The sequence below is a fragment of the Blautia sp. OF03-13 genome (assembly GCF_003460685.1).
Lineage (GTDB): Bacteria > Bacillota > Clostridia > Lachnospirales > Lachnospiraceae > Fusicatenibacter > Fusicatenibacter saccharivorans.
The window spans coordinates 1-22,476 of the sequence record NZ_QTVR01000028.1 but is presented as its reverse complement, the minus strand read 5'-3'; the positions used below and the strand labels follow the sequence as shown (position 1 = coordinate 22,476).

At 45.9% G+C, this 22,476-nt stretch carries 25 protein-coding genes and 1 pseudogene; 11 read left to right on the top strand and 15 right to left on the bottom strand.

All coding sequences use genetic code 11. The annotated features are described in order from the left end of the window. The 14 genes from DXA55_RS15450 to DXA55_RS15385 form a co-directional block, all read right to left on the bottom strand. Positions 1 to 262, bottom strand: a 262-nt coding sequence (locus DXA55_RS15450; RefSeq protein WP_158565100.1) for a MobA/MobL family protein, incomplete at its 3' end; no start/stop codon positions are given. After that, a complete protein-coding gene (locus DXA55_RS15445; protein ID WP_117814586.1) occupies positions 228 to 587 on the bottom strand; it encodes a DUF3847 domain-containing protein in 360 nt (119 codons plus the stop codon). The genes DXA55_RS15450 and DXA55_RS15445, both read right to left, overlap by 35 nt. 352 nt (positions 588 to 939) lie before the next feature. Next, a complete protein-coding gene (locus DXA55_RS15435; protein ID WP_117814585.1) occupies positions 940 to 1,380 on the bottom strand; it encodes a hypothetical protein in 441 nt (146 codons plus the stop codon). 2 nt (positions 1,381 to 1,382) lie between these two features. Continuing rightward, positions 1,383 to 1,841, bottom strand: a complete 459-nt coding sequence (locus DXA55_RS15430; RefSeq protein ID WP_117814584.1) for an HAAS signaling domain-containing protein — start codon at positions 1,839 to 1,841, stop codon at positions 1,383 to 1,385. After that, complete coding sequence (locus DXA55_RS15425; protein ID WP_242998616.1) at positions 1,838 to 2,209, bottom strand: PadR family transcriptional regulator; 372 nt, start codon at positions 2,207 to 2,209, stop codon at positions 1,838 to 1,840. The genes DXA55_RS15430 and DXA55_RS15425 overlap by 4 nt, the downstream gene beginning before the upstream one ends. Before the next feature lie 145 nt (positions 2,210 to 2,354). Beyond that, positions 2,355 to 2,699: a TnpV protein gene (locus tag DXA55_RS15420; RefSeq protein WP_117814583.1), complete on the bottom strand. Its 345-nt coding sequence runs from the start codon at positions 2,697 to 2,699 to the stop codon at positions 2,355 to 2,357. Next, complete coding sequence (locus DXA55_RS15415) at positions 2,696 to 5,620, bottom strand: DUF4368 domain-containing protein (RefSeq protein WP_117814582.1); 2,925 nt, start codon at positions 5,618 to 5,620, stop codon at positions 2,696 to 2,698. Before DXA55_RS15415 ends, DXA55_RS15420 begins: the two co-directional genes overlap by 4 nt. After that, complete coding sequence (locus DXA55_RS15410; RefSeq protein ID WP_007887898.1) at positions 5,617 to 6,087, bottom strand: PcfB family protein; 471 nt, start codon at positions 6,085 to 6,087, stop codon at positions 5,617 to 5,619. Before DXA55_RS15410 ends, DXA55_RS15415 begins: the two co-directional genes overlap by 4 nt. Positions 6,088 to 6,114: 27 nt before the next feature. Further along, a complete protein-coding gene (locus tag DXA55_RS15405) occupies positions 6,115 to 7,227 on the bottom strand; it encodes a hypothetical protein (RefSeq protein WP_242998613.1) in 1,113 nt (370 codons plus the stop codon). Further along, the gene (locus DXA55_RS19665) at positions 7,175 to 7,513 is read right to left on the bottom strand and encodes an antirestriction protein ArdA (protein WP_278309030.1); all 339 of its coding nucleotides are present in this window, start codon (positions 7,511 to 7,513) and stop codon (positions 7,175 to 7,177) included. The genes DXA55_RS15405 and DXA55_RS19665 overlap by 53 nt, the downstream gene beginning before the upstream one ends. Further along, a complete protein-coding gene (locus DXA55_RS15400) occupies positions 7,423 to 7,911 on the bottom strand; it encodes an antirestriction protein ArdA (RefSeq protein ID WP_278309029.1) in 489 nt (162 codons plus the stop codon). The genes DXA55_RS19665 and DXA55_RS15400 overlap by 91 nt, the downstream gene beginning before the upstream one ends. Before the next feature lie 46 nt (positions 7,912 to 7,957). Further along, positions 7,958 to 9,043: a DNA cytosine methyltransferase gene (locus DXA55_RS15395; RefSeq protein WP_117814581.1), complete on the bottom strand. Its 1,086-nt coding sequence runs from the start codon at positions 9,041 to 9,043 to the stop codon at positions 7,958 to 7,960. Next, on the bottom strand, positions 9,030 to 9,386 hold the full coding sequence (locus tag DXA55_RS15390; RefSeq protein ID WP_009901612.1) for a DUF7768 domain-containing protein: 357 nt from the start codon (positions 9,384 to 9,386) through the stop codon (positions 9,030 to 9,032). The genes DXA55_RS15395 and DXA55_RS15390 overlap by 14 nt, the downstream gene beginning before the upstream one ends. Positions 9,387 to 9,695: 309 nt before the next feature. After that, positions 9,696 to 11,069, bottom strand: a complete 1,374-nt coding sequence (locus DXA55_RS15385; RefSeq protein WP_330415350.1) for a ParB/RepB/Spo0J family partition protein — start codon at positions 11,067 to 11,069, stop codon at positions 9,696 to 9,698. Positions 11,070 to 11,257: 188 nt separating this feature from the next. Here DXA55_RS15385 and DXA55_RS19410 point away from each other — a divergent pair. Beyond that, positions 11,258 to 11,583 (top strand): annotated as a pseudogene (locus tag DXA55_RS19410) (NAD-dependent malic enzyme); the annotation flags it as partial. Positions 11,584 to 12,005: 422 nt separating this feature from the next. Here DXA55_RS19410 and DXA55_RS15370 read toward each other — a convergent pair. After that, complete coding sequence (locus DXA55_RS15370; protein ID WP_117814579.1) at positions 12,006 to 13,154, bottom strand: SLC13 family permease; 1,149 nt, start codon at positions 13,152 to 13,154, stop codon at positions 12,006 to 12,008. A 179-nt stretch (positions 13,155 to 13,333) separates the two neighbouring features. Between DXA55_RS15370 and DXA55_RS15365 the strand changes: the two genes are divergently transcribed. The 10 genes from DXA55_RS15365 (at position 13,334) to DXA55_RS15315 (ending at position 22,346) form a co-directional block, all read left to right on the top strand. Continuing rightward, positions 13,334 to 13,558: a hypothetical protein gene (locus DXA55_RS15365; protein ID WP_055221561.1), complete on the top strand. Its 225-nt coding sequence runs from the start codon at positions 13,334 to 13,336 to the stop codon at positions 13,556 to 13,558. Positions 13,559 to 14,547: 989 nt separating this feature from the next. Next, a complete protein-coding gene (locus tag DXA55_RS15360) occupies positions 14,548 to 14,985 on the top strand; it encodes a PBECR4 domain-containing protein (RefSeq protein ID WP_117814578.1) in 438 nt (145 codons plus the stop codon). Positions 14,986 to 15,116: 131 nt separating this feature from the next. Beyond that, positions 15,117 to 15,476 (top strand): ArsR/SmtB family transcription factor, encoded by a 360-nt coding sequence (locus DXA55_RS15355; RefSeq protein ID WP_005330964.1) that lies wholly within the window; start codon positions 15,117 to 15,119, stop codon positions 15,474 to 15,476. A 59-nt stretch (positions 15,477 to 15,535) separates the two neighbouring features. Further along, positions 15,536 to 17,659 (top strand): heavy metal translocating P-type ATPase, encoded by a 2,124-nt coding sequence (locus tag DXA55_RS15350; protein ID WP_117814577.1) that lies wholly within the window; start codon positions 15,536 to 15,538, stop codon positions 17,657 to 17,659. A gap of 16 nt (positions 17,660 to 17,675) precedes the next feature. Beyond that, positions 17,676 to 18,194, top strand: coding sequence for a DUF6921 family protein (locus DXA55_RS15345; protein ID WP_117814576.1), 519 nt, complete (start codon positions 17,676 to 17,678; stop codon positions 18,192 to 18,194). A 10-nt stretch (positions 18,195 to 18,204) separates the two neighbouring features. After that, on the top strand, positions 18,205 to 18,744 hold the full coding sequence (locus DXA55_RS15340; RefSeq protein ID WP_008703787.1) for a hypothetical protein: 540 nt from the start codon (positions 18,205 to 18,207) through the stop codon (positions 18,742 to 18,744). Further along, a complete protein-coding gene (locus tag DXA55_RS15335; RefSeq protein ID WP_117814575.1) occupies positions 18,741 to 20,285 on the top strand; it encodes an FAD-binding protein in 1,545 nt (514 codons plus the stop codon). The genes DXA55_RS15340 and DXA55_RS15335 overlap by 4 nt, the downstream gene beginning before the upstream one ends. Continuing rightward, positions 20,282 to 20,992, top strand: coding sequence for a succinate dehydrogenase/fumarate reductase iron-sulfur subunit (locus DXA55_RS15330; protein WP_330377146.1), 711 nt, complete (start codon positions 20,282 to 20,284; stop codon positions 20,990 to 20,992). Before DXA55_RS15335 ends, DXA55_RS15330 begins: the two co-directional genes overlap by 4 nt. A 135-nt stretch (positions 20,993 to 21,127) precedes the next feature. Next, positions 21,128 to 21,427 (top strand): ArsR/SmtB family transcription factor, encoded by a 300-nt coding sequence (locus DXA55_RS15325; RefSeq protein WP_005330972.1) that lies wholly within the window; start codon positions 21,128 to 21,130, stop codon positions 21,425 to 21,427. Between the two features lie 493 nt (positions 21,428 to 21,920). Next, on the top strand, positions 21,921 to 22,346 hold the full coding sequence (locus DXA55_RS15315; protein ID WP_117814574.1) for a hypothetical protein: 426 nt from the start codon (positions 21,921 to 21,923) through the stop codon (positions 22,344 to 22,346). Positions 22,347 to 22,476: the final 130 nt, after the last annotated feature.

Sequence of the window (22,476 nt, the reverse complement as noted above, 5' to 3'; positions counted from 1 at the left end):
AGCTGTATGCAAGCTGGGCGTTCTTTCCACGCTCGGCTTTTTCCACGGCGTTCCATAGGGTCTGGCGGTCTGCGTATTCGGGCGGTGCATGGGACGGCAGGAGAATGTCGGAGCAGATCACGCCGCCCTTGCGGGTGTAGTCGCTGTATTCGCCGTAATACTCGCTATACAATCGCTCCCCGGCTCGGTAGGCAGCAGAAGCGATAGCGGACTGTCCTGCGCTTCGCTTAGTCTGCGTGACGCTCAGATGAAATAGTGCCATCGGCTTTCAACTCCTTTTCTCTGTTTGCTTGGCTGATGTGGGTAATCGTCATGTGACGGACGGCTCGCTGGACTTCGGACAAAGAAAAGATTTGTTCCATCAGCTCTGTCATTTCGGTGCGTGTGAGATCTTTGACCTCCGGGGCAAGGCTCTCAATCGTGCCGCCCAGATTGCAAAGGCGGTGGGTGCGTTTCTTTCTTTCGCCTTGTTCCAGAAATTTCTTTCGGTTTTCCAGACGCTCCAGCTTGTGCTGTTCCTGTGCAAGCCTTGTCTCGGCTCGTTCTTTTTCAGCTCGGAGTTGTTCAAGGGTTTTCGGTTTTGTCATTGTGCTTGACCTCCTTTTTTTGATTTTGGGAATAAAAAAAGACCGTCAACTTTTCGCAGATTGCGACCAGTCAACGGTCTGATTTTCGGTATTCGGTTTTTTCAAACTTGCTGGCGGCGAACAGCATTTCATGCTGTTTGCGGACGGCAAGTCCACAGGGGATAGCCGCTTTAGCGGCGCAAGGGGGTGTAGCCACCTTGACGGAACGAAGTGACGCAACATTCTCGGTCAGGCAGTTTTCTTCTGCTGACCGGGAATGAAGCTCCGCAGGACGCACTACTCTCGATAGAGAGTATAGAAGTGCGCCCTTTAGTTCCTAAAGGGATTTTGCTTCGCTGTTTATTGCACGCTCTCATTTTTCAAATGAAACATAAATTGTTAAATTATCAGGTATGTAGCTGATACTTAAACCTTTTTCTCCATTTGATAGGAGTGTCCCGACAGAAACATAGTTTTCTCCTTTGATTTTCTCTGACACATTCTCAACTACTGAAAAGCCCTCTTGTATCAAAAGCTCCATGTAGTTATCATAGCCTTTTTCGTCTATACCTGCAATACTGATACTGAAATTTCCGTGTTCTGTATCAAGCATAGCCCATGCAACTGTGCCAGTTGGAACGGGAAGTCCCTCAGTATATTCATTGACTGGCCATTCTCCCTCATCAAGCCTAATAATACCTTCAGATTGCGAATTGCTTGCGTCTCCTGTGTCTTTGGGTGGTGTTTTTGGGGCGGAGCAAGCAGTCAATGACAATATAAGCAAAATTGCAATTCCCGGAATAAATCTTTTCATAGTTACCTCCTATTGTTGTGGACAGCTCTGATAATCTGAATTGTGGCAAATGCAAAAGCGATTATGCCAACCAATAAAATAATTTGAGAAGCATCAAAAATAAAATCACCATTAACCTGAATGTTTGTCATTGCGTCTGCTTGCCCGATTGCTCCTTCCGGCACTTTACCAGACTTTGCAGTAGCATAAATTAAAAAAGCAACAATAGCTACCACAAGGGAAATGACACTTGAAATGATCCATTTCCGTTTCTTTGGGACGGAATTATCAATTCCAAACTGTTCTGCTGTGCTGTTAGCAAATTCTTGCGGCGTTCCAAGCCTTTCGATTACCTGTTGTTCAGTTTCTCCATGCTCCACGGCAGAATTAAATATTTCATTCAAGTCACGCACAACCTCGGTTTTTGCTTTGCGTGATAAATTTAATTCCTTTTCAACCTGCCTTATGTATTGCTCCTTCATTCTGAGACCTCCGTTTGTTGATAGGTGGCGATAAAGCTATTTACACAATCCGTATAGCTGGACCAAAACGTAATCAATTCCTGTAAAACTTCCTTTCCTTTAAGAGTAAGGGAGTAATATTTTTTTGATCCGCCATTAGCAGCCGCTGGTGCTAAACGACATTGAATTAGTTCCGCTTCTTGTAAGCGATACAGAATAGGGTAAATCGTTCCCTCTTTTGCATATCCTAAGACAGATGCACTGCTATTTAACTCTGTGATTATTTCATAGCCATAGGTCTCTTTGCGCCCGATTAAGGATAATAGTATCATTTCAAGAGAGCCTTTTTTGAATTGTTGCACATATTTGTTATCCATAATCTTCACCACACTTTAGTTCTGCTGATTAGCGTTGCTAAGTAGCAGAACTAATTATACTCATACTCGGTGCCTTAGTCAATAGACTCCTTGAAAAAGTTACAGTTTGTTCAAGCGTTTGAGCGCCCGAACATTTTTCGTCCGGGCGCTCTCAGTATCAGTCATAAATCAGCTCAAACTTCACAATCTCCTCTGCCTGTGCCTTGCAAGCGTTCATCTGCCGCACCCATTCCATTTGGTTTTCAGCTTTCAGTTGCTCTGTCACGCCGTTTTGCTCTGCCAGTGACCGCACGATCAGCTCCATGCGGCTTCGTGCCGCTTCGTCAATCTCGGCGCAATGCTCAAAGAGCTTGTCGGATAGCGCCAGCTCATTGAACAGTATCGGGCGGTGCATTTCCAGATACGCCTTGCGAAGTCTGCCGTAGTGTCTGAGGGGCTTTGTCTTGCGGATAACGATGTTCGGGATAAGATAATCGCCGTTCTGTGTGTAAGTGATATTCATGCTGTTTGTACTCCTTTCATCGGCTCTCTCTGCGGTAAGCTGCTGACAGGGACGAACACGCCCTTTGCAATGTCCTCCGCACGAATGGCGGCTTTCTTGGCTTCGATTTCTGCCTTTTTTCTCCCCTTGATTTTGTCCTCGTATCGCTTCTGCGCTCCGCTGGCTTTCCGCTTCAAGTAGTTCTGATGAAGTCTGTCCTTTCGTTCCTCACGCTTGCGGATTTCCTCTAATTCTTCCGGTGTCAGCTCCACTTCGCCAAACGCCGGGGGAACGAATCGCCCGACAAAATTGAAGTAAATCTCGACCTCCTGTGTGGTCTGTATACTGCCCTTGCGGTCACGCTCATGCACAAGGATTTTCTCGATAAACTCGTTGAGCATGGCAATGGTCAGCTTGTCGAAGTTCTCATATTTGTCAATCAGAGCGATAAAACGGTCAGCGTCCTTTTCGTGCTTCTCATAGCTCTTGACAGCCTTTTCCAGAACAGAGATTTCAGCGGTAAGCTCGGACTGTTCCTTTTCGTATTGAGCGTCCAGAGTGGCGTATCTGCTGTCGGACAGCTTGCCTAAAATGTTGTCCTCATAGATTTTGCAGAGCAGGACTTCCAGCTCGGAAACTCTCTGCTTTGCTGTGGCAAGGCGTGTGCGCTGTTTTCTGACCTCTGCCGTCTGCTGGCTGGACTGCGCTTCCTGCACCACACGGACAAACTCGGCTCGGTCATGCTTGGCATACTCGGCAATAGCTTTGAGCATTTCGGAAACAAGGGACAGTACCACATCTTCATTGATACGGTGCTGTGTCGTGCAGAGCTTTCCAACTGGGACTTTGCTGTATTGGGAACAGGTATATTGAGAAATACGCTTGCCGTTGTTGGTACGGTGGACATACATTTTACCGCCGCAATCGGCACAATAAAGCAAGCCAGTAAGTGGAGCTGCTTCGCCCCAGCCGTCCGGGTAGCGTCTGACATTCCCACGGATTTTCTGCACAAGGTCAAAGGTCTGCTGGTCAATGATAGGCTCATGGGTATTCTCGAAAATTGTCCATTCGTCCTCCGGGACATAATGGCTTTTCTTGTCCTTGAAGTGCTTTCGGGTCTTGAAGTTGATGGTATGTCCCAGATACTCACGCTTTTCAAGAATGTTGCAAATGGTGGAAGAACCCCAGCCGTACACATCTTTGAAAGTCTTGTTTTTGTTCACGCCCTCGCCGTGCTGGGCAAGGTAAGCGGACGGAATGAGGACTTTTTCTTCTTTCAGCCTGCTGGCGATCTGATACGGACCGTAGCCGTCAATCGTCATGGCAAAGATGCGCTTGACCACCTCGGCGGCTTCGGGGTCAACCAACCATTGGTCTCTTGCTTCGTTCCAAAGATAGCCGTAAATGACCGTGCCTGTGAGGTGCTTGCCGGACTTGCCTTTGGACTGGAAAGTGGAACGGATTTTACGGCTGGTATCTCTGGCGTAATACTCGTTCATAATGTTGCGGAAAGGGGTAAAATCATCATCACCTCTGGCACTGTCCACGCCGTCATTGATGGCGATAAGGCGAACGCCACGCTGACGCAGGATTTCCATAATCTGACCGACTTTCAGATAGTCACGACCCATGCGGCTCATGTCCTTGATACAAAGGTACTCCACATTCCCGGCTTCCACTTCTTTCATCATTGCCAAAAATCCGGGACGGTCAAAACAAGTACCACTAATGCCATCGTCCGTGAAATGGACAATGTTTGTAAAGCCCTGCCGTGCGGCGAAGTCCTCCAACATTGCTTTTTGATTGGATATGGAGTTGCTCTCACGCTGCTGGTCATCATCTTTGCCAAAGTCATCACGGCTCAGTCGTTCGTACAGAGCAGTGATTTTCTCGTTTTTTCTCATAACTTGCGCTCTTTTCTTCGGTTTTAGGTTGTGTGTTCTAAGAGACTTCCCAACCGCTTGATTAAGAAGTCTTTTAGAGCATACAACACCGCTGGCGAGCTTGTATTTCTTATACTGCCTCACGGCGAAGTGCTGGGGGCTACGACGTTCCAACCCGTCAAACATATAGTCCACCGCATTTTTGAAGGTTTCGTCATCCTCCCGGACTTCCATGCTGTTTATCATTTCCACCAGCGTATTCATGTTGCGTTCTTCCTCCGGCCCCTCAAAGACGATGTAGGCCACAAGGGCGCAGTACAAGAGGGTTTCAGCTTTAGTCCAGAACTCGTCGCCCTCCTTGCCGTCGCCTTTGGTGTTGGCGATCAGAGCAGTAACGAATTTCAAAACATCGCTTTCCGTCTTGATATAGGCCAGCGGATTGTAGTGCATGGATTTTGAAAAGTCGATACTGTTGAACACCCGCACCCTGTATTTCTCCCGTTGCAGAAACCGCCCGCACTGGTCGAGGGTGCCGCCCTTCGGGTCTACCACCACATACGAGGAATGGGCTTGAAGGAGCTGCGGGGTCAGCCAGAACCTTGTCTTTCCCGAGCCGGACGAGCCGATGACACAGGCGTTTAGGTTCCGGGCATTGGCGGGAATCTTCGGGCGGGTGTTCATGGTAAGGAACTCCGTCCCGGTCAGAATGACATTGTTCTGAAATTTAGGGTCTACAAACGGCTTTATATCCTCCTTTGTTCCAAAGCGGGCGGTGCCGTACTCCGCATCCCGCCGGAATTTTTTCGCCTGCCTGATCTTTGACTGTATCAGCAGATACACCCCAGCCGCACCGGCAAGGCCCACCAGCAGGTCAATACCGCCCAGCCCCGGCCAGTAGGTTTCAAAGGCTTTGGGGAAGGTATCGAGCATTCCCATGAGCTTTGTCCCGAAGTCTGTGCCGGGGGCGATCCGGTAGGCCGTCCCGATTTTGGAGAAGAACCAGAACACAAAGAGGTACGGCAGGTTTGGGAGCACATATTTTCTAATCTTGTCACTCAACGTCCGTCCTTCACCGCCTCTCTGGTCCGCTGCTTTTCCTTTGCCTGCGTCCTGATCTGCTCCGTGAATTTCCGAAGCTGGCCGAGGATGGAAGCCTTGTCCTGCTCTTTGTTCAGCACCTTTGCGCTGTACTTCTGGAAGGCCGCTGTGATGGCGTCCGCCTGATTGGCTTTGAAGAACAGCAGGTAATGGCCGGGGCTCACTTTATGGAAAGCGTAGTCCACATGGAACTCCTTCGCAATCCGGTCAAAATCCTTTGGGGCTCCCACATAGGGCATGGCGCTTTTGCCGCCATAGTGGTTCATCAGCTTTTTCACGCTCTGGCGTCCCTGCGGGGTCAGCGCTTTCCGGTGGTGCTTTTGTACCGCCCGCGCCACCTTCCCAAGCGCGGCAGCCAGCACCTTTCCCGTGAGCTTCGTTGTCCTGATCGAAAGGGCAACTGTTTTTTGGTTTACTTCTTCCTGCATAAAACCTCCTTTCCGTCGGGGTTCCCGCTATCCGGGAGGCCCCCGTACAGTCTCGGGGAACAGAAAACCTCGGGCCAATGTGGCCCGAGGCTTACCGCTCGGCATCCCTGCCGGACGGAGCTTTCTTTTCCGGCTCCGTCTGGACTTTTTCGCCCTGTTCCCGCATGGTCTGCAAGATAGAGGGCTTCTTTTGAAGCTGGGAGGCTTTTCGCCGGACAGCGGCTTGATACATTCCAAACGGTCAGCCGCCCGGATGGCGTTGTCCGTGAGCTGCCTCTGCCATGCGCCCACGCTGGGAGCCCAGCGAAAGCCGCTGCTTTTCAGCTCGGCCCGGGTGTCCGCGTCAGGCTTTCCATCAAAGAATACCTGCAAGCGGTTGTCCTCCCGGTTCATCTCCACACGGCCCCCGTCGAACTCCCAGCCGGAAAACTCCCGCTGTGCCTGTTTGGAAAGCTGTTCGATACGGGTCTTTACCCGGCGGATCTCCGCATTGTTGTTGGTAAGCTGGTAGCTTTCAAAGGGCCTCGGGTCGCTTCGCCAGCTTGACGCTATGCTTGCTTTCAGCTTTTCAATCTGATCCGGCGACAGCAGCGCACAGCCGTCCAGCTTGCCATGCTTGCGGTAATAGGCGTTGACCTCCTTCATAATGAGCTGGGAGCGTTCCAGCCCGTCCAGCTTCTTCTGGAGCTTTTCAATCGCTGCCGGGTCATCGGCGCTGATCCCGCCCATGCCGGTGCTGCGTATCTTATCCAGCAGCCCTTGAATATACCGCCATTCCTCCATGTTGCTGTCCCGGGCCCGGTTCTGTTTTTCCTTCTTTCCCACCGGGAAATTGGCAGGTCCGGCGATCATCATAGAGGGAACCCTTGCGTCAATGGCAAAGCCCTGGTTCATGTTTTCGGCCAGCTTGCGGGCGTAGGTGTCTAACAGATGGTCGATCTTCTCATGGTACATGGGGTCTACCCGGGATTTTTGCTGTTCGGCTATGGCTGCGGCCTTGTCTACCATTGCCCGGTATTCCGCCGTTGCGCTCCCTTCCTTGTAGTCGGAAAAGCTATTCATTTCCTTTGCCCGGCGGGCGGCCCCTTCATTGATAGGGTAATAGTTGATGGTATGCACCTCCTTCATGCTTCGGGCCATGCTGGCCCGAAGTCCTACCGTTCTTCATGGGAAGGCCCCGCCTTGTCCTTCTTCGGAGCGGGCGGGGCTTCTTGAAACCGTTTGAGTGCGGCGAGAATGGAGTGGACAGGCTCGGCCTTTTCAGGATAGGCAAATATCCGGTGTTCCGGCGGGATGTCCTGCGGCCCGTGGTAATACTCCTTGAAGCCTCCGGGACTACCGACACATACCCACCGGGAGCGAATACGCCGCCCTCGTTGATACGCACATCCCGTCCGTATGCTTCATAATCGAAGTAGTTCTGAATGTGCTCCGGTATGTCGATGGTTCCAAGCTCGTCGGCGTACAGACGGCCCAGCCTTCATCATCAGAAATATCCGGGTAAAAGCGGTAAAGGTCAAGGTTCTGCGTCAGGTTTATCAAATCCTTCACGCTCCGTGTGTGGTTTCCCAAGACAAGAGCGGCTTCAAAGGTTTCCAGTCCGCCCTTATCCCGTACTTCCAGCAGAGCGTGGCCCAGCTCGTTCAGCTCGTCGATGTTCTCACATTCGTAGAGATGATCGTAGAGCCCCAGCACATCGCTGTCAAAGCTGGTAAAGAACACTTCGCTGTACCGTTTCCCGTCTATCCCGATTTTGGCAAGGGCGGCCTGCAACTCCTGTGTCGTCGTGGGGAAATGTACCGTTGTCCCTACCTCGATCCCCATTAAGGGGTACAGGGCTGTATTGGTTATATAGGCTTCAAACATGGGCTTATTCCTCCTTTCCGGCCCGGTCAGCCAGCACCTCATAGATCCCGGCCATAATGTAATCGGCGCAAGGGAGGGCAATCGCATTTCCCAGCGCCTTGTAGCGTTGCAGAGGCCGGATCTCCATGCCGTCCGCCCCGTACTTTGTCCAGCCCTCCGGCAGCCCCATCAGCCGTTCACTTTCTGTTTCCGTCAGAAAACGGATACAGCCGCCCTCCGGGTCGCCCTCATACCAGAAGGCAAAGGGCGTTACATCACTGGCTAAAAGAGTGGGAAAAGGGTCAGTTGGTAATCCGAAGCTGTTTCGGAAGGCCGTTTCTTCCTGCCTTTTTGCCGCTCCCCGCATACGGAAGCACTGAAAGGGGTGGATGACTGGTATCTGCCACCCTGTTTCAAAAGAAGCTGTTCGATCTCCTTCGGCGGCGGCCCGCCCGCCCTCTCCGCAAGGCGGAGGAAGTGGGAGCATTGGACGGGGCTTAAATAGTATGTCTGCGGCACGTCTGCCTCCAAAATCCGCCACGACGAAAATCCGCTGCCTTCGTGCCAGCCTTCGGGAGCCTGCCCAATACTGGGCGTCCATGAGCCGCCAGCACACATCAGGCGTTCCCCCTCGCACCATTCCGGCATTTCCCCATCTTCCCGAAGGAGGCATTGGAACTTCGGTGTCCGAGAAGGCGGATAGGACGGCTCTAAAGTCCATCCGGTCATTTGTAGAAAACGCTCCCATGACGTTTTCCCAAACAGCGATAGCTGGATATAGGTTATCAGTAGCATCCCTCATTTCCTGTATGATACGAAACGCCTGATAGAACAGGCTTGATTTTGCCCCGGCAAGGCCGGAGCGGTTGCCGATCAGAGAAAGGTTCTGACAGGGGGAACCGAAGGTTATCACATGGACCGGCGGGATTTTCCCGCCGTCCACCTTCGTAATATCTCCCAAATGCGCCATATCGGGAAAGTGCCTTTTGGTTATGGAGATGGGCGCTTTTTCAATCTCGCTGGCCCATACCGGACGGATACCGCACCGGGAAGCAGCCAGAGGGAACACGCCGATCCCGTCGAAAAGGCTCCCCAGCTTAATGTCCGGCATGGCCCGGGGTGCCGTGTCCCTTCACGGCAAGCACCCCTTCCAGCGTTGTCGCCGCAATGCCCAGCCGTCCGGCAACCGCAATATCGTTTTTCACATCCTCGTCCACAACGCTGCCGCAGACGATCAGGGTATGAGAACGCCGCAGCATATCCCGGCGCATATCAATCCCGGCCTTATGTTCCTCGGGAACGCTGTCATTCAAAAACAGCGGCAGGTACAAGAGCGGGCAGATCGGGGAAAAGCCCGCCTCATAAGCAAGGCGGCAGTAGTGAGCCGCCAGCTCCATATCAACATCCGGCTCGCCGCTCCATGCGGCGGTCAGGTACGCTAAAGGTCGTTTCATTGGTTGAGCCTCCATTTCTGTTTTGGTTTAGGGAAAAGCAAGAGTTCGCCCAACCCCTCCGCCCCTTCCCCCGGGAAGGGGAACGGCTCTGGAGAATTTATATCCCCGTCGCTTGACCGGGAAAAAGCATAACCGGGAGAAATCCGTCAAGGGTGCCTCCGGCACCGCCTGCGGCGGCGCTGCCCTTGACTGATTTTCCCGGCTATGCTACGGAATAACTGGCGACGGGGAATAATTTATATCTCCAGAGCTTCGGGGCGCGGGGCAGAGCCCCGCAATCCTCGGGCCATGCTGACCCGAAGTTTTAGCTTACTTTTCCTGTTCGGTTTTCTTCTCCGGCTTTTCGTGTTCCTTCTGCTGACCCTTCCAGTCGTCCAGCAGCTTGATGATCTGGTCCTTCATTTCCCTCGGCGTAGTTTCCTTGTCGAAATACTTGCTCAGTTCCGCACCTGTCAAAATCACTTTGTCTACCTCCTTTTTGTCCTCCATCATAATGCCGTCGATCACATCCCCGTTGAGCAACTTCTTTTCGTCCAACTCACGCATACGCTTTGCCTGCGCCTGTGAAGGCGAGGACTGCTGGCTGTCAATGGCGACGGCGATATAGTTCTGGTTCTTTTTGCTGACATAGGAAAGCTCCACCGCCGTAGTAAAGCCCAGCTTTTTTTCATCCATCAACTTCATCAGGTCGGGAACCAGCTCATTGAGCCGGATATACCGCTGCACCTGTTTGACCGCCATCTTATTGCGCTCGGCCACAATCTCGTTGGAGCGTTTGCCAGCGTCCTTCGGGTCAATCTGGCCCGAAGTGCGGGAGCCCTGGTGCTTGATAGCTTCAAGCTGCATTTTCAAGGCTTTGGCCCGCTCACTGGGGAGGATTTCTTCACGCTGGTTGAGATTGTCCTCGACCATCTGCGTGATGGCTTCATCGTCCGTCAGGTTTCGGACGATACAGGGCATATCCGCATATCCGGCAAGCTCACTGGCTTTCTGGCGGCGGTGGCCGGACACGATCTCATAGCCGCCATCCTCACGGGGACGGACGATAGCGGGCTGGGTAACGCCCTTGTCCTTGACGCTGGACACCATAGCCCGCATTTCTTCATCATCCCGAACCTCAAAGGGATGGTTCTTGAAGGCGTGGAGTTCATTCAGCTTGATATAGACGATCTGCTCCTTGCCCCGGCGTGGTGCATCCTGCGGCTTTTCAGGTTCCTTCGGAGTGGGAGCGGTCTGCACCGTTGGAGCCGTTTTTTTCTCCGGCTCCTTTTTGACCGTCTTTTCCGGTTTCTGTGCGGGGGCTTTGGACTTCGGGGCTGCGGCCTTGTCCTTATCTGCTTTCGGGGGACGGCCCCGGCGCTTCGGCTGTTCCGGATCTTTGGGTTTTTCCTCTGCTTTTTTCGGAGTCTCCGGCTGCTTTTCCGGTTTCTCCACTTTTGCCGGGTCAGGCTTTTCCACGCCGGGAGTTGCCGCCCGTTCCTCGGCTTTCTTTTCCTTCATAATTTCAGCGAAGTTATAGACGGAAACCTGTGGGTTCTTTACCTCTGGTTCCGTCTTTTTTCCCGGCTCCGAGGAAACGGAAACCTTCTCCGGCTCTTTTGGGGGAGCAGGAGGCGTTTCCTTGCCCGGCCCGCTATCCGTTACCGGCTGTTCCGGCGTTTTTGTGGTTTTATCATCTGCCATAAGCATTTACCTCCTGTTTTTTGGCATGAAAAAAGGGGCTCAACTTTTCAGTCAAGCCCCCGTGGGAAGTTCCTCCTTTCTCCGCCATGATACAAAAATACCGCCCGTAGTCTCGTTTGGGCGGTACTTTGTGTAAGATTGGCAGTCCATTATTAAGTTTTTTATTATGTTCCCTTTGTACACCGTTGCAACCTTATCTGAAGATACAAAAAGATGTGAAGCAAAGTTATGAACTAATCCGATGTCACAATCTCTGTCTGGTTGTAACTGATGGAAGTGTAGTGTTGGGGCTTGGAGATATCGATCTGGAAGCTGGCATGCTGGTTATGGAAAGCAAATGTGTGTTGCTTAAAGCGTTTGGAGATGTTGATGCATTTCCTCTATGAATCAAAAGTCATGATGTGTGGATGAAATCGTTAATACCATTTATATAATTTCAGGAAGTTTTGCCGGCGTGAATCTGGAAGATATATCTGCAGGACGCTGTTTTGAAATTGAGAGAAAGCTGAAAGATTTTTCTGTTATTTCAGAAAAAATGCTGATACAAAAACTGTATGGAGTGTGCGGATTCCAAGGTCAGTATTGATAGTATAAACAGGAATAGAGTATCTGCTGTTGGAGCAGAAAAAGTTTCAAAATAAATCAAAAAATATTTGTGAAGTCTACCAATCAGAGTTTTTTAATTGTATAATACTTTTGTCGTACAGGGTCACTTTCCTTTGTAATGTTTTGGGTAAAATTCATTATACATCAGAAAGTCCTGTACGATATTTTTTTATGAAAAAGTTGTAAAGTGGTGTAAAGATTAATGATCTTTGTATTGGCACCGAAAATATATTTATTTCTCCGCGGATTTTCTTCCAGGATGGGAGAGTGCCGCGGAGAATTTTTTGCGAAGAAAGAATTGCTATAGCTTTTGTAATTCCGGGAAAACCTTTATCTAAGAAAAAAATACAATATTAACATGAATATCATGAATATAATATTGGAGGCTGTGAATATTCCCAAATACTTCCCTCTCAGATTCCTGCTTTTTTTGGCAATATATTTGAAACTTATCAGGCTTGCCATGGATGCAATCAGAGTGCCGAGACCTCCAATATTGGTTCCGACAATTAAAGACCGGTAATTATCTGTAAAGCCGGATAAAAGAAGCGCAGCGGGAACATTGCTCATAATCTGACTGGCAAGAACAGCAGTAAGTGTTTCCCTTCCTGCCATGATTCTTTCCAGAAAACTGCTGAATTGCGGAATCCTTCCAAGGTTGCCGATAAAAATAAATAATGCGATAAAGGTGGCAAGCAGGGAGTAATCCACCCTGCTTATATTTTCCCTGTTTCTTAGCAGCATATATATAAGAACCAATACAAGAGGAATCTGGTATGGAATGATACGTGCAACAGTGAGCAGGCAGATTGTAAATAAGATCAGGTAAGTGGCCAGGTATTCCATGTTAAGTTCTTTTCTGTCAGAGAATCCCAAAAGAGTTTTATCTTTTTCGGAATCGCATACGTGAGGTGCTTTGGCAGCGGCTACCTGTATCCATATCAGAAGAAGGATAAGTGCTGTGGTGGAATAGGGAAGCATCAGGGTTATTAATTCTGCCGCGGACATCCCTGCTCTGGCATATAGATAAAGGTTCTGCGGATTTCCGATTGGTGTGAGCATGCTTCCGAGATTAGCAGCGATTGTCTGCATGGCTACTATTTTAAGAAGCCAGTAATTGCCCAGTTCCTTTGGCAGTTTATGCACAATGATCAGTGCAAGAGGAACAAAAGTAATCAATGCCACATCATTGGTGATCACCATTGACAGGAAGAAACATAAGAGTACCAACAGCCTGATCACACCCACAGTTCCCGATGTTCCCATCAGCAATTTTTTGGCAAGTATATCAAAAACACCAACAGCCTTCAAACCAGCTACAATTGCCATCAAACAGAAGAGGAGCCCGAGAGTCCTGAAATCGATATAAGTAAAATAAGCCTTATCCGGTCTGACCCAGAACATAGAAAGAAGCGCCAGGATCACTGCAATTGACAAAACGGTTTCTTTCCTGAAAAAAACATATAATTTTTGTAACATAATATTTCCTTTCCGGTCTGATACGACCGCGTATAAGTATATCACAGAAACATCCAGAAAAAAAGAATATCATTTTGTATTGTGGATTGTGTTTGCGATTACCGCCTCATTCCTGTATAATAAAAATGTTATCAATGGCGACATCATTTCAAAAGTTCAGAATATGAAAAGAAAACGTTTTGGAAGAACTATACAGAAAATGTCAGGGAAAAACAATAAAAGATGACTATGGGAAAAATTCCAAGGAATTTATAGATTTTGCAAATGACATGAAAAAGAGTATGAAAATTAATGCCGCAAAATATGGATTAAGGCTTATTACCTTTGAGACGGGGCATTACGATATGTGCGGATATTTTAAGGACAACGAAACAAAAAAAGTATGCATATTTTTCATTCCATGAATGCAGGAACCACCCCATAGATTTCGACATGATGAACTCTAAGGGATTTCTCGTCCGTTCTGCAAAAGGATTGAACGATTGCACTGGAGGATACAATAACTTTACGGACTTGAAGGGATTTTTCCAACTGGTAAAGCAGATTACTTCCAGTGAAAGAGACATAATGGCGAACGATACTCCGTACAAAAACTAACATTTCATTTGTTCATATCGTATCTTTTGTATATGTCAGGCAGTCAAAGGACTGTACTTATACAAAAAGGAGATTGTAGCAGAATAAAAAACAAAAAAACAGATACGGAGGATTACCTACTTACGTTGTGTCAGTAGATACAACAGCTTTTTTAATAAACAATCCTTAGTAGTAACCCTTTCCCTTTTACTACTAATTTTACTACTAACAGGTAGTAACAACTTGCAGAGTTCTGCTCTGATTTGCCATAATCTGTAATTTCAGAGCATTTTACAATAACCCCGGAATCCCTTGCAAAATAGGGCATTCCGGGGCAAAACAAGGAGAAACAAAACAATGATAAAAATATTATTCATCTGCCACGGCAGTGTTTAAGGGACGGGGCAAAAGCCTTGATTTTATTGGGCTTCTTGGATAGAAACGTAAAATTTACACCTTATTTACACCTTTAGAAGATCGGATCGGAATAATATAATTTGCTAATCTGTGTTGATTTTTTTATGATTGAGTATAATAAAAGCAAGAACAGAAATGTTCTCGATGTAAGAGCATCATTAAAAGTTGGGCTGCAGATGGAGCAGGGTAAACTTCCATCTCATTAGATGTCTTAACTGGGCATCGAGCCTGGCAGCTTGGATAAAGCTGTAGTCCACGTGGGGGACTTAATGATTTTCACGTCGTTATGGGTATCTTAACTGGGTACCGAGGCTGACAACCAGCAGAAAACTCTTTTACAAAAGTAATTCTCAGAAGAGTGTGGTTTAATGCCACACTCTTGTTGGCATGTGAGGTATAAATGGCAACAAAGGTAGATAAGAAAAACGTAATACGACAAGGTATTACAGAGGCGGAAATCGTATATTTCCAAAATTTGGCAGGTAAAACATTTCTGTATGTTTGTGGAGATGAATATTTTGAAGTTTCTTTTCCAATAGATCACTTTCTACATTTAACAGGAGTGGAGACAAGACTTTCGACCAAGGATTTTTATAAGAATGCAAAAAAATCTATTCTTACAAATAATCAGTTCTATTTTGACGCAAGACATGTATATGCAAATGCCAAAAGGAAACTTCCGTGTTTAAAACGCTTGCCGGAATTAACGAATGAAATGGTATGTGTTCTAAAAAATATGGAAACCATGACAATTACATATAAACTCAGCGTTACAAATTTGGAATTTACTGGAAGTGTGACAAGAAAGCCAAAACGGTATACTGGGAAAAAAGATTAAGAAAAGAATAAAGAGCTGGTTTTAATTGTAAAATTTATGGGGAACTAACATCAGCTTATTGACATGAATTTAAAAATAAGTATAATAATAGTTGAGTAATTGTTCAACTATTATTATTTGGAGGTGAATATATGCCAAAAACGTCTTATATTTGTAATTGCGATGTAATTCATGAGGATATTGTGAATGATGTGAAATCCAAGATGCAGCCAAAAGATGATTATATCCAGTTGGCTTCTTTATTTAAGCTATTTGGAGATGGTACCAGAGTACAAATCTTACACGCTCTGGAACAGAGTGAGATGTGTGTATGTGATCTTGCAGTGCTACTGGGGGTAACAAAATCTGCAATTTCGCATCAGTTAAAGGCATTACGCCTTGCGAATCTGGTAAAATTCCGTAAAGAAGCACAGATAGTTTACTACTCACTGGCAGATGATCATGTGAAAGAGATTATTGACAAGGGATTTGAGCATCTTTGGCAGAAATAATATTTTTTAACATTATAGTTGAGTAATTGAACAATTAAACAAATTATAAGGAGATTATCATGAAACGCATATTTCTATTAAAAGGGTTGGACTGTCCAAATTGTTCCGCAAAAATTGAAAAAGAAGTCGGAGAGTTGGATGGAGTGCAATCCTCAGTGGTAAATCTGATGAAGCAGACGCTTACAATCAATGTTACTCAGACAGCCGCAGATACGATAGCCAGTCAGATTGAAACGATTGTTCATAGCCATGAGCCAGATGTGGAAGTTTCTGAAATTGTACAGGAATCTTATATACCGGAAAAAAAGCAGGAGGCCAATGAATCCTATAACAATGAAGATAAGAAGTTGACAGTTCGTTTAGCGACTGGTGCAGCAATCTATGCCATTGGTATGGCATTGACTGTTTTTGCGAAAGTGCCACTGCCTATCGAGTTAGCTTTTCTCATTGTTTCTTATGTTATTCTTGGTGGAGATGTTGTATGGCAGGCTGTGAGGAACATTTCAAAGGGGCGTGTATTTGATGAACATTTTTTGATGAGTGTTTCTACGATTGGGGCTTTTGTCATTGGTGAATATCCAGAAGCAGTTGCTGTTATGCTATTCTATCAGGTAGGTGAATTTTTTCAGTCATTGGCTGTTAAGCGTTCCAGAAAATCTATATCAGACTTAATGGATATACGTCCAGATTCTGCTACAGTAAGAAGAAATGGGGAATTGATTACCATATCTCCAGAAAATGTCTCCATTGGTGAGATTATTATTGTAAAGCCTGGTGAAAAAATTCCATTAGACGGTGTGGTATTGGATGGAGATTCTATGCTGGATACAAGGGCCTTAACAGGAGAATCAGTTCCGAGAAGTGTTCATAAAGGAGACGAAGCACTTTCCGGTTGTATGAATCAGACGGGTGTCTTAATGATTAAGACAACAAAAGCATTTGGTGAATCTACGGCTTCAAAGATTATTGATCTTGTGGAAAATGCGTCAAGCCGAAAAGCACCAACAGAAAATTTTATTACTACATTTGCACGTTATTATACACCTGTGGTTGTAATCTTAGCAGCTTTTCTGGCGATTCTGCCACCGATCATTCTTGGCGGAGGCTGGACAGAGTGGATTCGCAGAGGATTTGTTTTCCTTGTGGTATCTTGTCCATGTGCATTGGTTATTTCAATCCCGCTGACTTTCTTCGGCGGCATTGGTGCAGCATCTAAACGAGGTGTTCTTGTAAAAGGAAGCAATTATTTAGAGGCACTTAATAATGTCAGCGTTATTGTGTTCGATAAAACCGGAACACTTACAAAAGGTGTTTTCAATGTGACGGATATTTTGCCTGCAAATGGATTTTCAAAAGAACAGGTTCTGGAGTATGCGGCAGAGGCAGAGAGTTTTTCTAACCATCCTATTGCAAAATCCATTCTTGCTGCTTATGGAAAAGAAATTGATCAGTCAGTGATTTCTGATTATAAGGAAATTTCAGGATATGGAATCAGTGTAATGGCAGGGGAAAAGAAAGTTTTTGCTGGCAATACGAAACTTATGGATACAGAATGTATAGAGTACACAACCTGTGAAAACGCAGGTACAAAAGTTTATTTGGCTGTAGATGGTCAATATGCAGGATGTATTTTGATAACAGATGAAGTGAAGCCGGACAGTAAAAAAGCAATTTCTGACCTGAAACATATCGGCGTGGAAAAAACAGTCATGCTTACCGGTGATGATGAAAAAATTGGGAAGTCCGTTGCAGAAGAATTGCAGTTGGATGAATATTATGCACAGCTGCTTCCTGACCAAAAAGTGGAAAAGGTTGAGCTTTTAGATAGTAAAAAGAGACCGGGAAGCAAATTGGCTTTTGTTGGTGATGGTATCAATGACGCTCCTGTCCTTGCCCGTGCAGATGTTGGTATTGCAATGGGTGGGCTTGGTTCGGATGCGGCCATTGAAGCAGCAGATGTAGTTCTGATGACAGATGAACCGTCTAAGCTGGTGGACGCGATTGAAGTAGCAAAAGCGACAAAACAGATTGTCATGCAGAATATAGTGATTGCTCTTGGGATTAAGAGTGTGTTCCTGATTCTTGGCGCTCTTGGTATTGCGGGAATGTGGGAAGCTGTATTTGGTGATGTAGGCGTTACCATAATTGCCGTCTTGAACGCAATGAGGATTTTAAAAAAATAAGAAACGAGGTGGCAATGTGAAACGGAAATTGATTCTGTTAGCAGTTACAATTGTTTTTCTTGCAGGTTTCGGTGCACTTTTGCACTCACCGCCTTCTATGATTGATGCAGTCACAGGAGCAACACCGAAGTCAAAAAAGGCGGCTCAAGCCGCCGCACAGTTGGAAGGCTCTTATGTTCTCGGTATTAATATGATGTCAGATGGTCTCGACAACGAGAACACCCGGAATAAATTAAAAGAATTGGCACTGGACGATTCGGAAACAAATGAAACAGATCTCATGAAAACGGACATTAGTTTTCGGTTATATGTATCTGAGACGGATTATCCGCTTGTCAGTTATGCTAAGAAACTCTGTGACAGGTTGAAACAGGCCGGTTTTTTCGTAGATCTGAAAGAGTACAGTAACACAATGATGCTATCAAGAGTGGTAAGTGGAAAGTATGATGTATTTCTGGCATCGGATGATTTTATTGACGTTACAACGTTATCACAGATGGACTATATGATCATGGACAGCGAAGAAATGAGGTGAGCGGGAATTTATGAGAAAATGGAATACGATTTTGTCTGTTTTAATGCTTCTCATTTTTATGATTCATGGAATCATGGGAAGCTTTATGCTGAACGGAGTTGGAAGTAGTGCAGGGAAACTTCTTGCATGGATTGGTGTTGGTATTCTTGTTGTGCATACGGTGATTGGTGTCATCCTGACAGTTCAGAGTTTACAGACAGCGAAGCAATCCGGAAAAATGTATCTGAAACAGAACGCCATATTCTGGGCGAGACGAGCCAGTGGGCTGGCAATACTGATCCTGCTGTTCTTCCATATTGGCTTGTTTGGAAAGGTGCAGAATGGGACATATATTTTGTTCCCTTTTACAACGGTAAAGATGGTAACTCAGCTTTTGTTCGTGGCGGCAATCTTTGTTCATATTTTTATCAATATCCGCCCATTGCTCGTATCGCTGGGAATCATCAGTTATAAAGAACGAAGGGGTGATATTTATTTGATTCTTTCGGTGCTCCTTCTGTTTATAGCGGGCGCAGTTATTTTCTATTATATTGGGTGGCAATATCTATGAGTAAGACAATTATTATTATAGGTGCTGGACTGGCAGGACTTTCAGCGGCTTTGCAGGCAGCGGAAAATGGATGCAATGTAAAACTGGTTTCCTCCCTTCCGTCAGAGCGGGCACAGTCTGTTATGGCGGAGGGCGGTATCAACGCAGCTTTGAATACAAAAGATGAAAACGACAGTCCCGAAGAACATTTTACAGATACAATAAAGGCAGCATGTGGTCTGGCAGATCCAAATGCAGTTTGGGGAATGACACAGGCAGCACCGGAGCTGGTGCACTGGCTGCTAAAACTTGGAGTTAAATTTAACATGAGTGGCTATGATGATGTGGATCTGCGAAATTTTGGCGGGCAGAAAAAGAAACGGACTGCTTTTGCACAGAGCGATACCGGGAAGCAGATCATGACAGCTATGATAGACGCTGTTCGCAGGAAAGAAGCATCTGGTATGGTAGAACGGTTCAGCCATCATTCTTTCCTAACACTTCGTCTGTGTGGCAATATTTGTTGTGGCTGCGTAATCAGGGATGAATACAGTCAGGAGACTGTGGAATTACCGGGGGATGCGGTTATTGTTGCCACCGGTGGTATGCACGGATTGTTTGGAAATACAACGGGTTCGCTGAGCAATACAGGAGAAGTCACCGCAGAATTGTTCCGGCTTGGTGTTCCTCTGGCAAATGGCGAGATGATCCAGTATCATCCGACAACTGTGAAATGTGGTGGAAAACGCATGCTCATCAGCGAGGCGGCCAGAGGGGAAGGTGGCAGGTTGTTTGCCATGAAAGATGGAAAACAATGGTATTTCATGGAGGAAAAATACCCGGAGCTTGGAAATCTGATGCCACGAGATATTACCGCCAGAGAGATATGGAAGGTCAGCCATGAATCAGAGGTATTTCTTGACATGACGGAAATATCGGAGGAGATTATTTCAAATAAGCTATCTGGTCTGGCAGACGATTGTATGACCTATTTGCATAAAGATATACGAAAGGAACCGGTGTCTGTTTTACCGGGAATTCACTATTTTATGGGAGGTATTCTGGTGGATGAGCAGCACAGAACGCCGATTCAGAATCTTTACGCTGCCGGAGAATGCTGTGCCCAATATCATGGTACCAACCGTCTTGGTGGAAATTCTCTGTTAGGAGCGTTATACGGAGGACGTGTTGCGGCAAAATCAGCATGCGAACAGGCAGATGTAGTAGATCTATCTTGTGCGACACAGATAGATTTTCCACCAGCGTCTCAAATTTCAGAAATAAAGCAATTAAACAAAGTGATGCAGGAGACTATGGGCGTTGTCAGAAATGAGAATACGTTGTTAAATGGGATTCAAACGGTACAAGCGCTGACAGGAAATCTTCCATTGCTTGGCATGGCAGTTCTAAAGAGTGCTCTTGCAAGAAAAGAAAGCCGTGGTGCACACTGGCGGGAGGATTATCCGAAGAGCAATGACAATGATTACCTTAAAACAACGGTAGCCAGATTTGATGGAAAGCAGATACAGATTTCCTTTGTACCTGTTCCAGAAAGGCGGTGATTCACTTGGTATATAAAATAAAAATCAGGCGGCAGGAGAGTCAGAAATCAGATAGTTATTGGCAGGAATTTGAGTTTGACGGAAGCAAAAACAGCTCTGTTGCCACTGTTCTAAAGGAATTGAACAGTAGAACTCCTTTGAAAGATAACTCAGGAACTATAGTTACTCCCATCAGCTGGGAATGTAGCTGTATGGTGCGAAAATGTGGGGCTTGCGCCATGCTGATTAACGAACGTCCGAGGCTGGCATGCTCTACATTTCTACATATGTTAAAAGGTTCTACAATCACCTTGGAACCTTTAAGCAAATTTCCGCTTGTAAGAGATTTGATCGTTGACCGGTCAAATCTGTTTGAAAATTTGAAAAAACTGAACCTTTGGCTTGAAAGTGAAGCTTATATGAGTTCGTGGACACATGAACCGAGATACCAGTCGGCACGCTGTCTGATGTGTGGCTGCTGCCTTGAAGTGTGTCCTAACTTCTCTGCAAATGGGACTTTCGCAGGCGCTGTTGCTGCAGTCAACGCATTTCGGATTCTGAATGAAGAACAGGAAAGCACTCATTTGAATGAGATTTCTGCTGAATATAAGAAGAAATATTTTGAGGGATGCGGGAAGTCGTTATCTTGTCATGATATTTGTCCGATTGGTCTGCCTGTGGAAGAACTGCTTGTAAGGTCGAATGCAGCGGCTGTTTGGGGCAAATAAAATGGATGATAAAAGCTATAATGAATGTATGAAGAGAATCAAAAACTTGATTCTCTTTTTTAAAATACATACATTGACAAATATCTATGTATATATTATATTGAGCATAGACAATGATCAATGTGAGGTGTCAATATGAATGCAATGGATGTGGCTTTGATATGCAAGGCTTTGGGTGATGCGAACCGGCTGGAAATTGTACAGATGCTGTCGGATGGAGAAAAGTGCGGGTGTAAACTTTTGGAAAGATTTGAAATTACCCAGCCAACTTTATCCCATCATATGAAGATATTGGTAGGATGCGGCCTTGTGAATGATCGTAAGGAAGGAAAATGGCATCACTATTCTTTGAATTGTGAGACATTGATGAATTACAAACACTTTATAGAATCCCTTACTTGCCTTGGATGCGGTGACGGGGATTGTTGTAAATAATTTAAGGAGAGCAGATATCATGAAAAAAGAATCAAATTCAGGAATTAGTTTTTTCCAGCGTTACCTGACTGTAACCTGCCAAACATCAATCTGGGGCAGTTGCAGATAATTCTCGCAGCAGCGGGCTTACTTTCTGTATTAGCAACGGTTGGGATTGTATTCTGCAAATATTGTTCTCATCGTATCAAATCTCATTATCGTTAAATCAATCATTTGTTGCAAAAATCAGAAGCATTTCAATCAGTTCACCATGTCACTTTTATTTTGTGTTATACTGTTTTATAGGATTTTCTTGCCCTTGTATTTACCCTTATCAGAGTTCGTAAACACTGGCGGGACAATATAACACAAGGGAAACAATAAGGGAAAGTTCACCAGTGATAAATTCAGTGTTTTCAAGGTTTTGCGGAGAATTTAATAACAAAATATAACAGTTATTAAATCTCTTAAAACAGGTGAAATCTCAATCGGAAGTTGTAGAGGAGGAAACAAAATGCTAACCGTTAAACCAACAGCAGAAATGCTTGCAGAGTGGAAACGAATTTTTGAAGCACACCATGCAGCGATGAAGCCAAACCGAAAAACAGGAACAGAAGTAGACCAATATTTCAGAAATAAATATGCCCATCAAGTATTTAACGATGCAGCTTTTCAAGAAATAGTTGCACTCAATATCACAGAGAATGCATTCTCTCGCAACAAATTGCCCAAAAGTGTGCTTCCTAATATAAAAAGCTATAAGACAGGCAATGCTCTTGTCGGCATTGATTTAAGCACAGGAGAATTTCATATTGAAAGCGAAAATATCGAGGAAGTAATGCCACTGCACGATGATTTGTTTGTCTACCGTGGATTAGATGAGGAAGATTTGAAAAACATCTTTTGGGTTGCGGAGTATGTAAAACTCATGCAAAACTAAATTCCAGTTTTTGAAACTGAGAAATCGGTATTTGAGGAGGCGAATGTAATGAAAAGTACGGACAAAATAATAGACTATTTGAAAAAGACTTATCAACCGGAATCGATAATTGTCTATGGTTCTTTTGCTG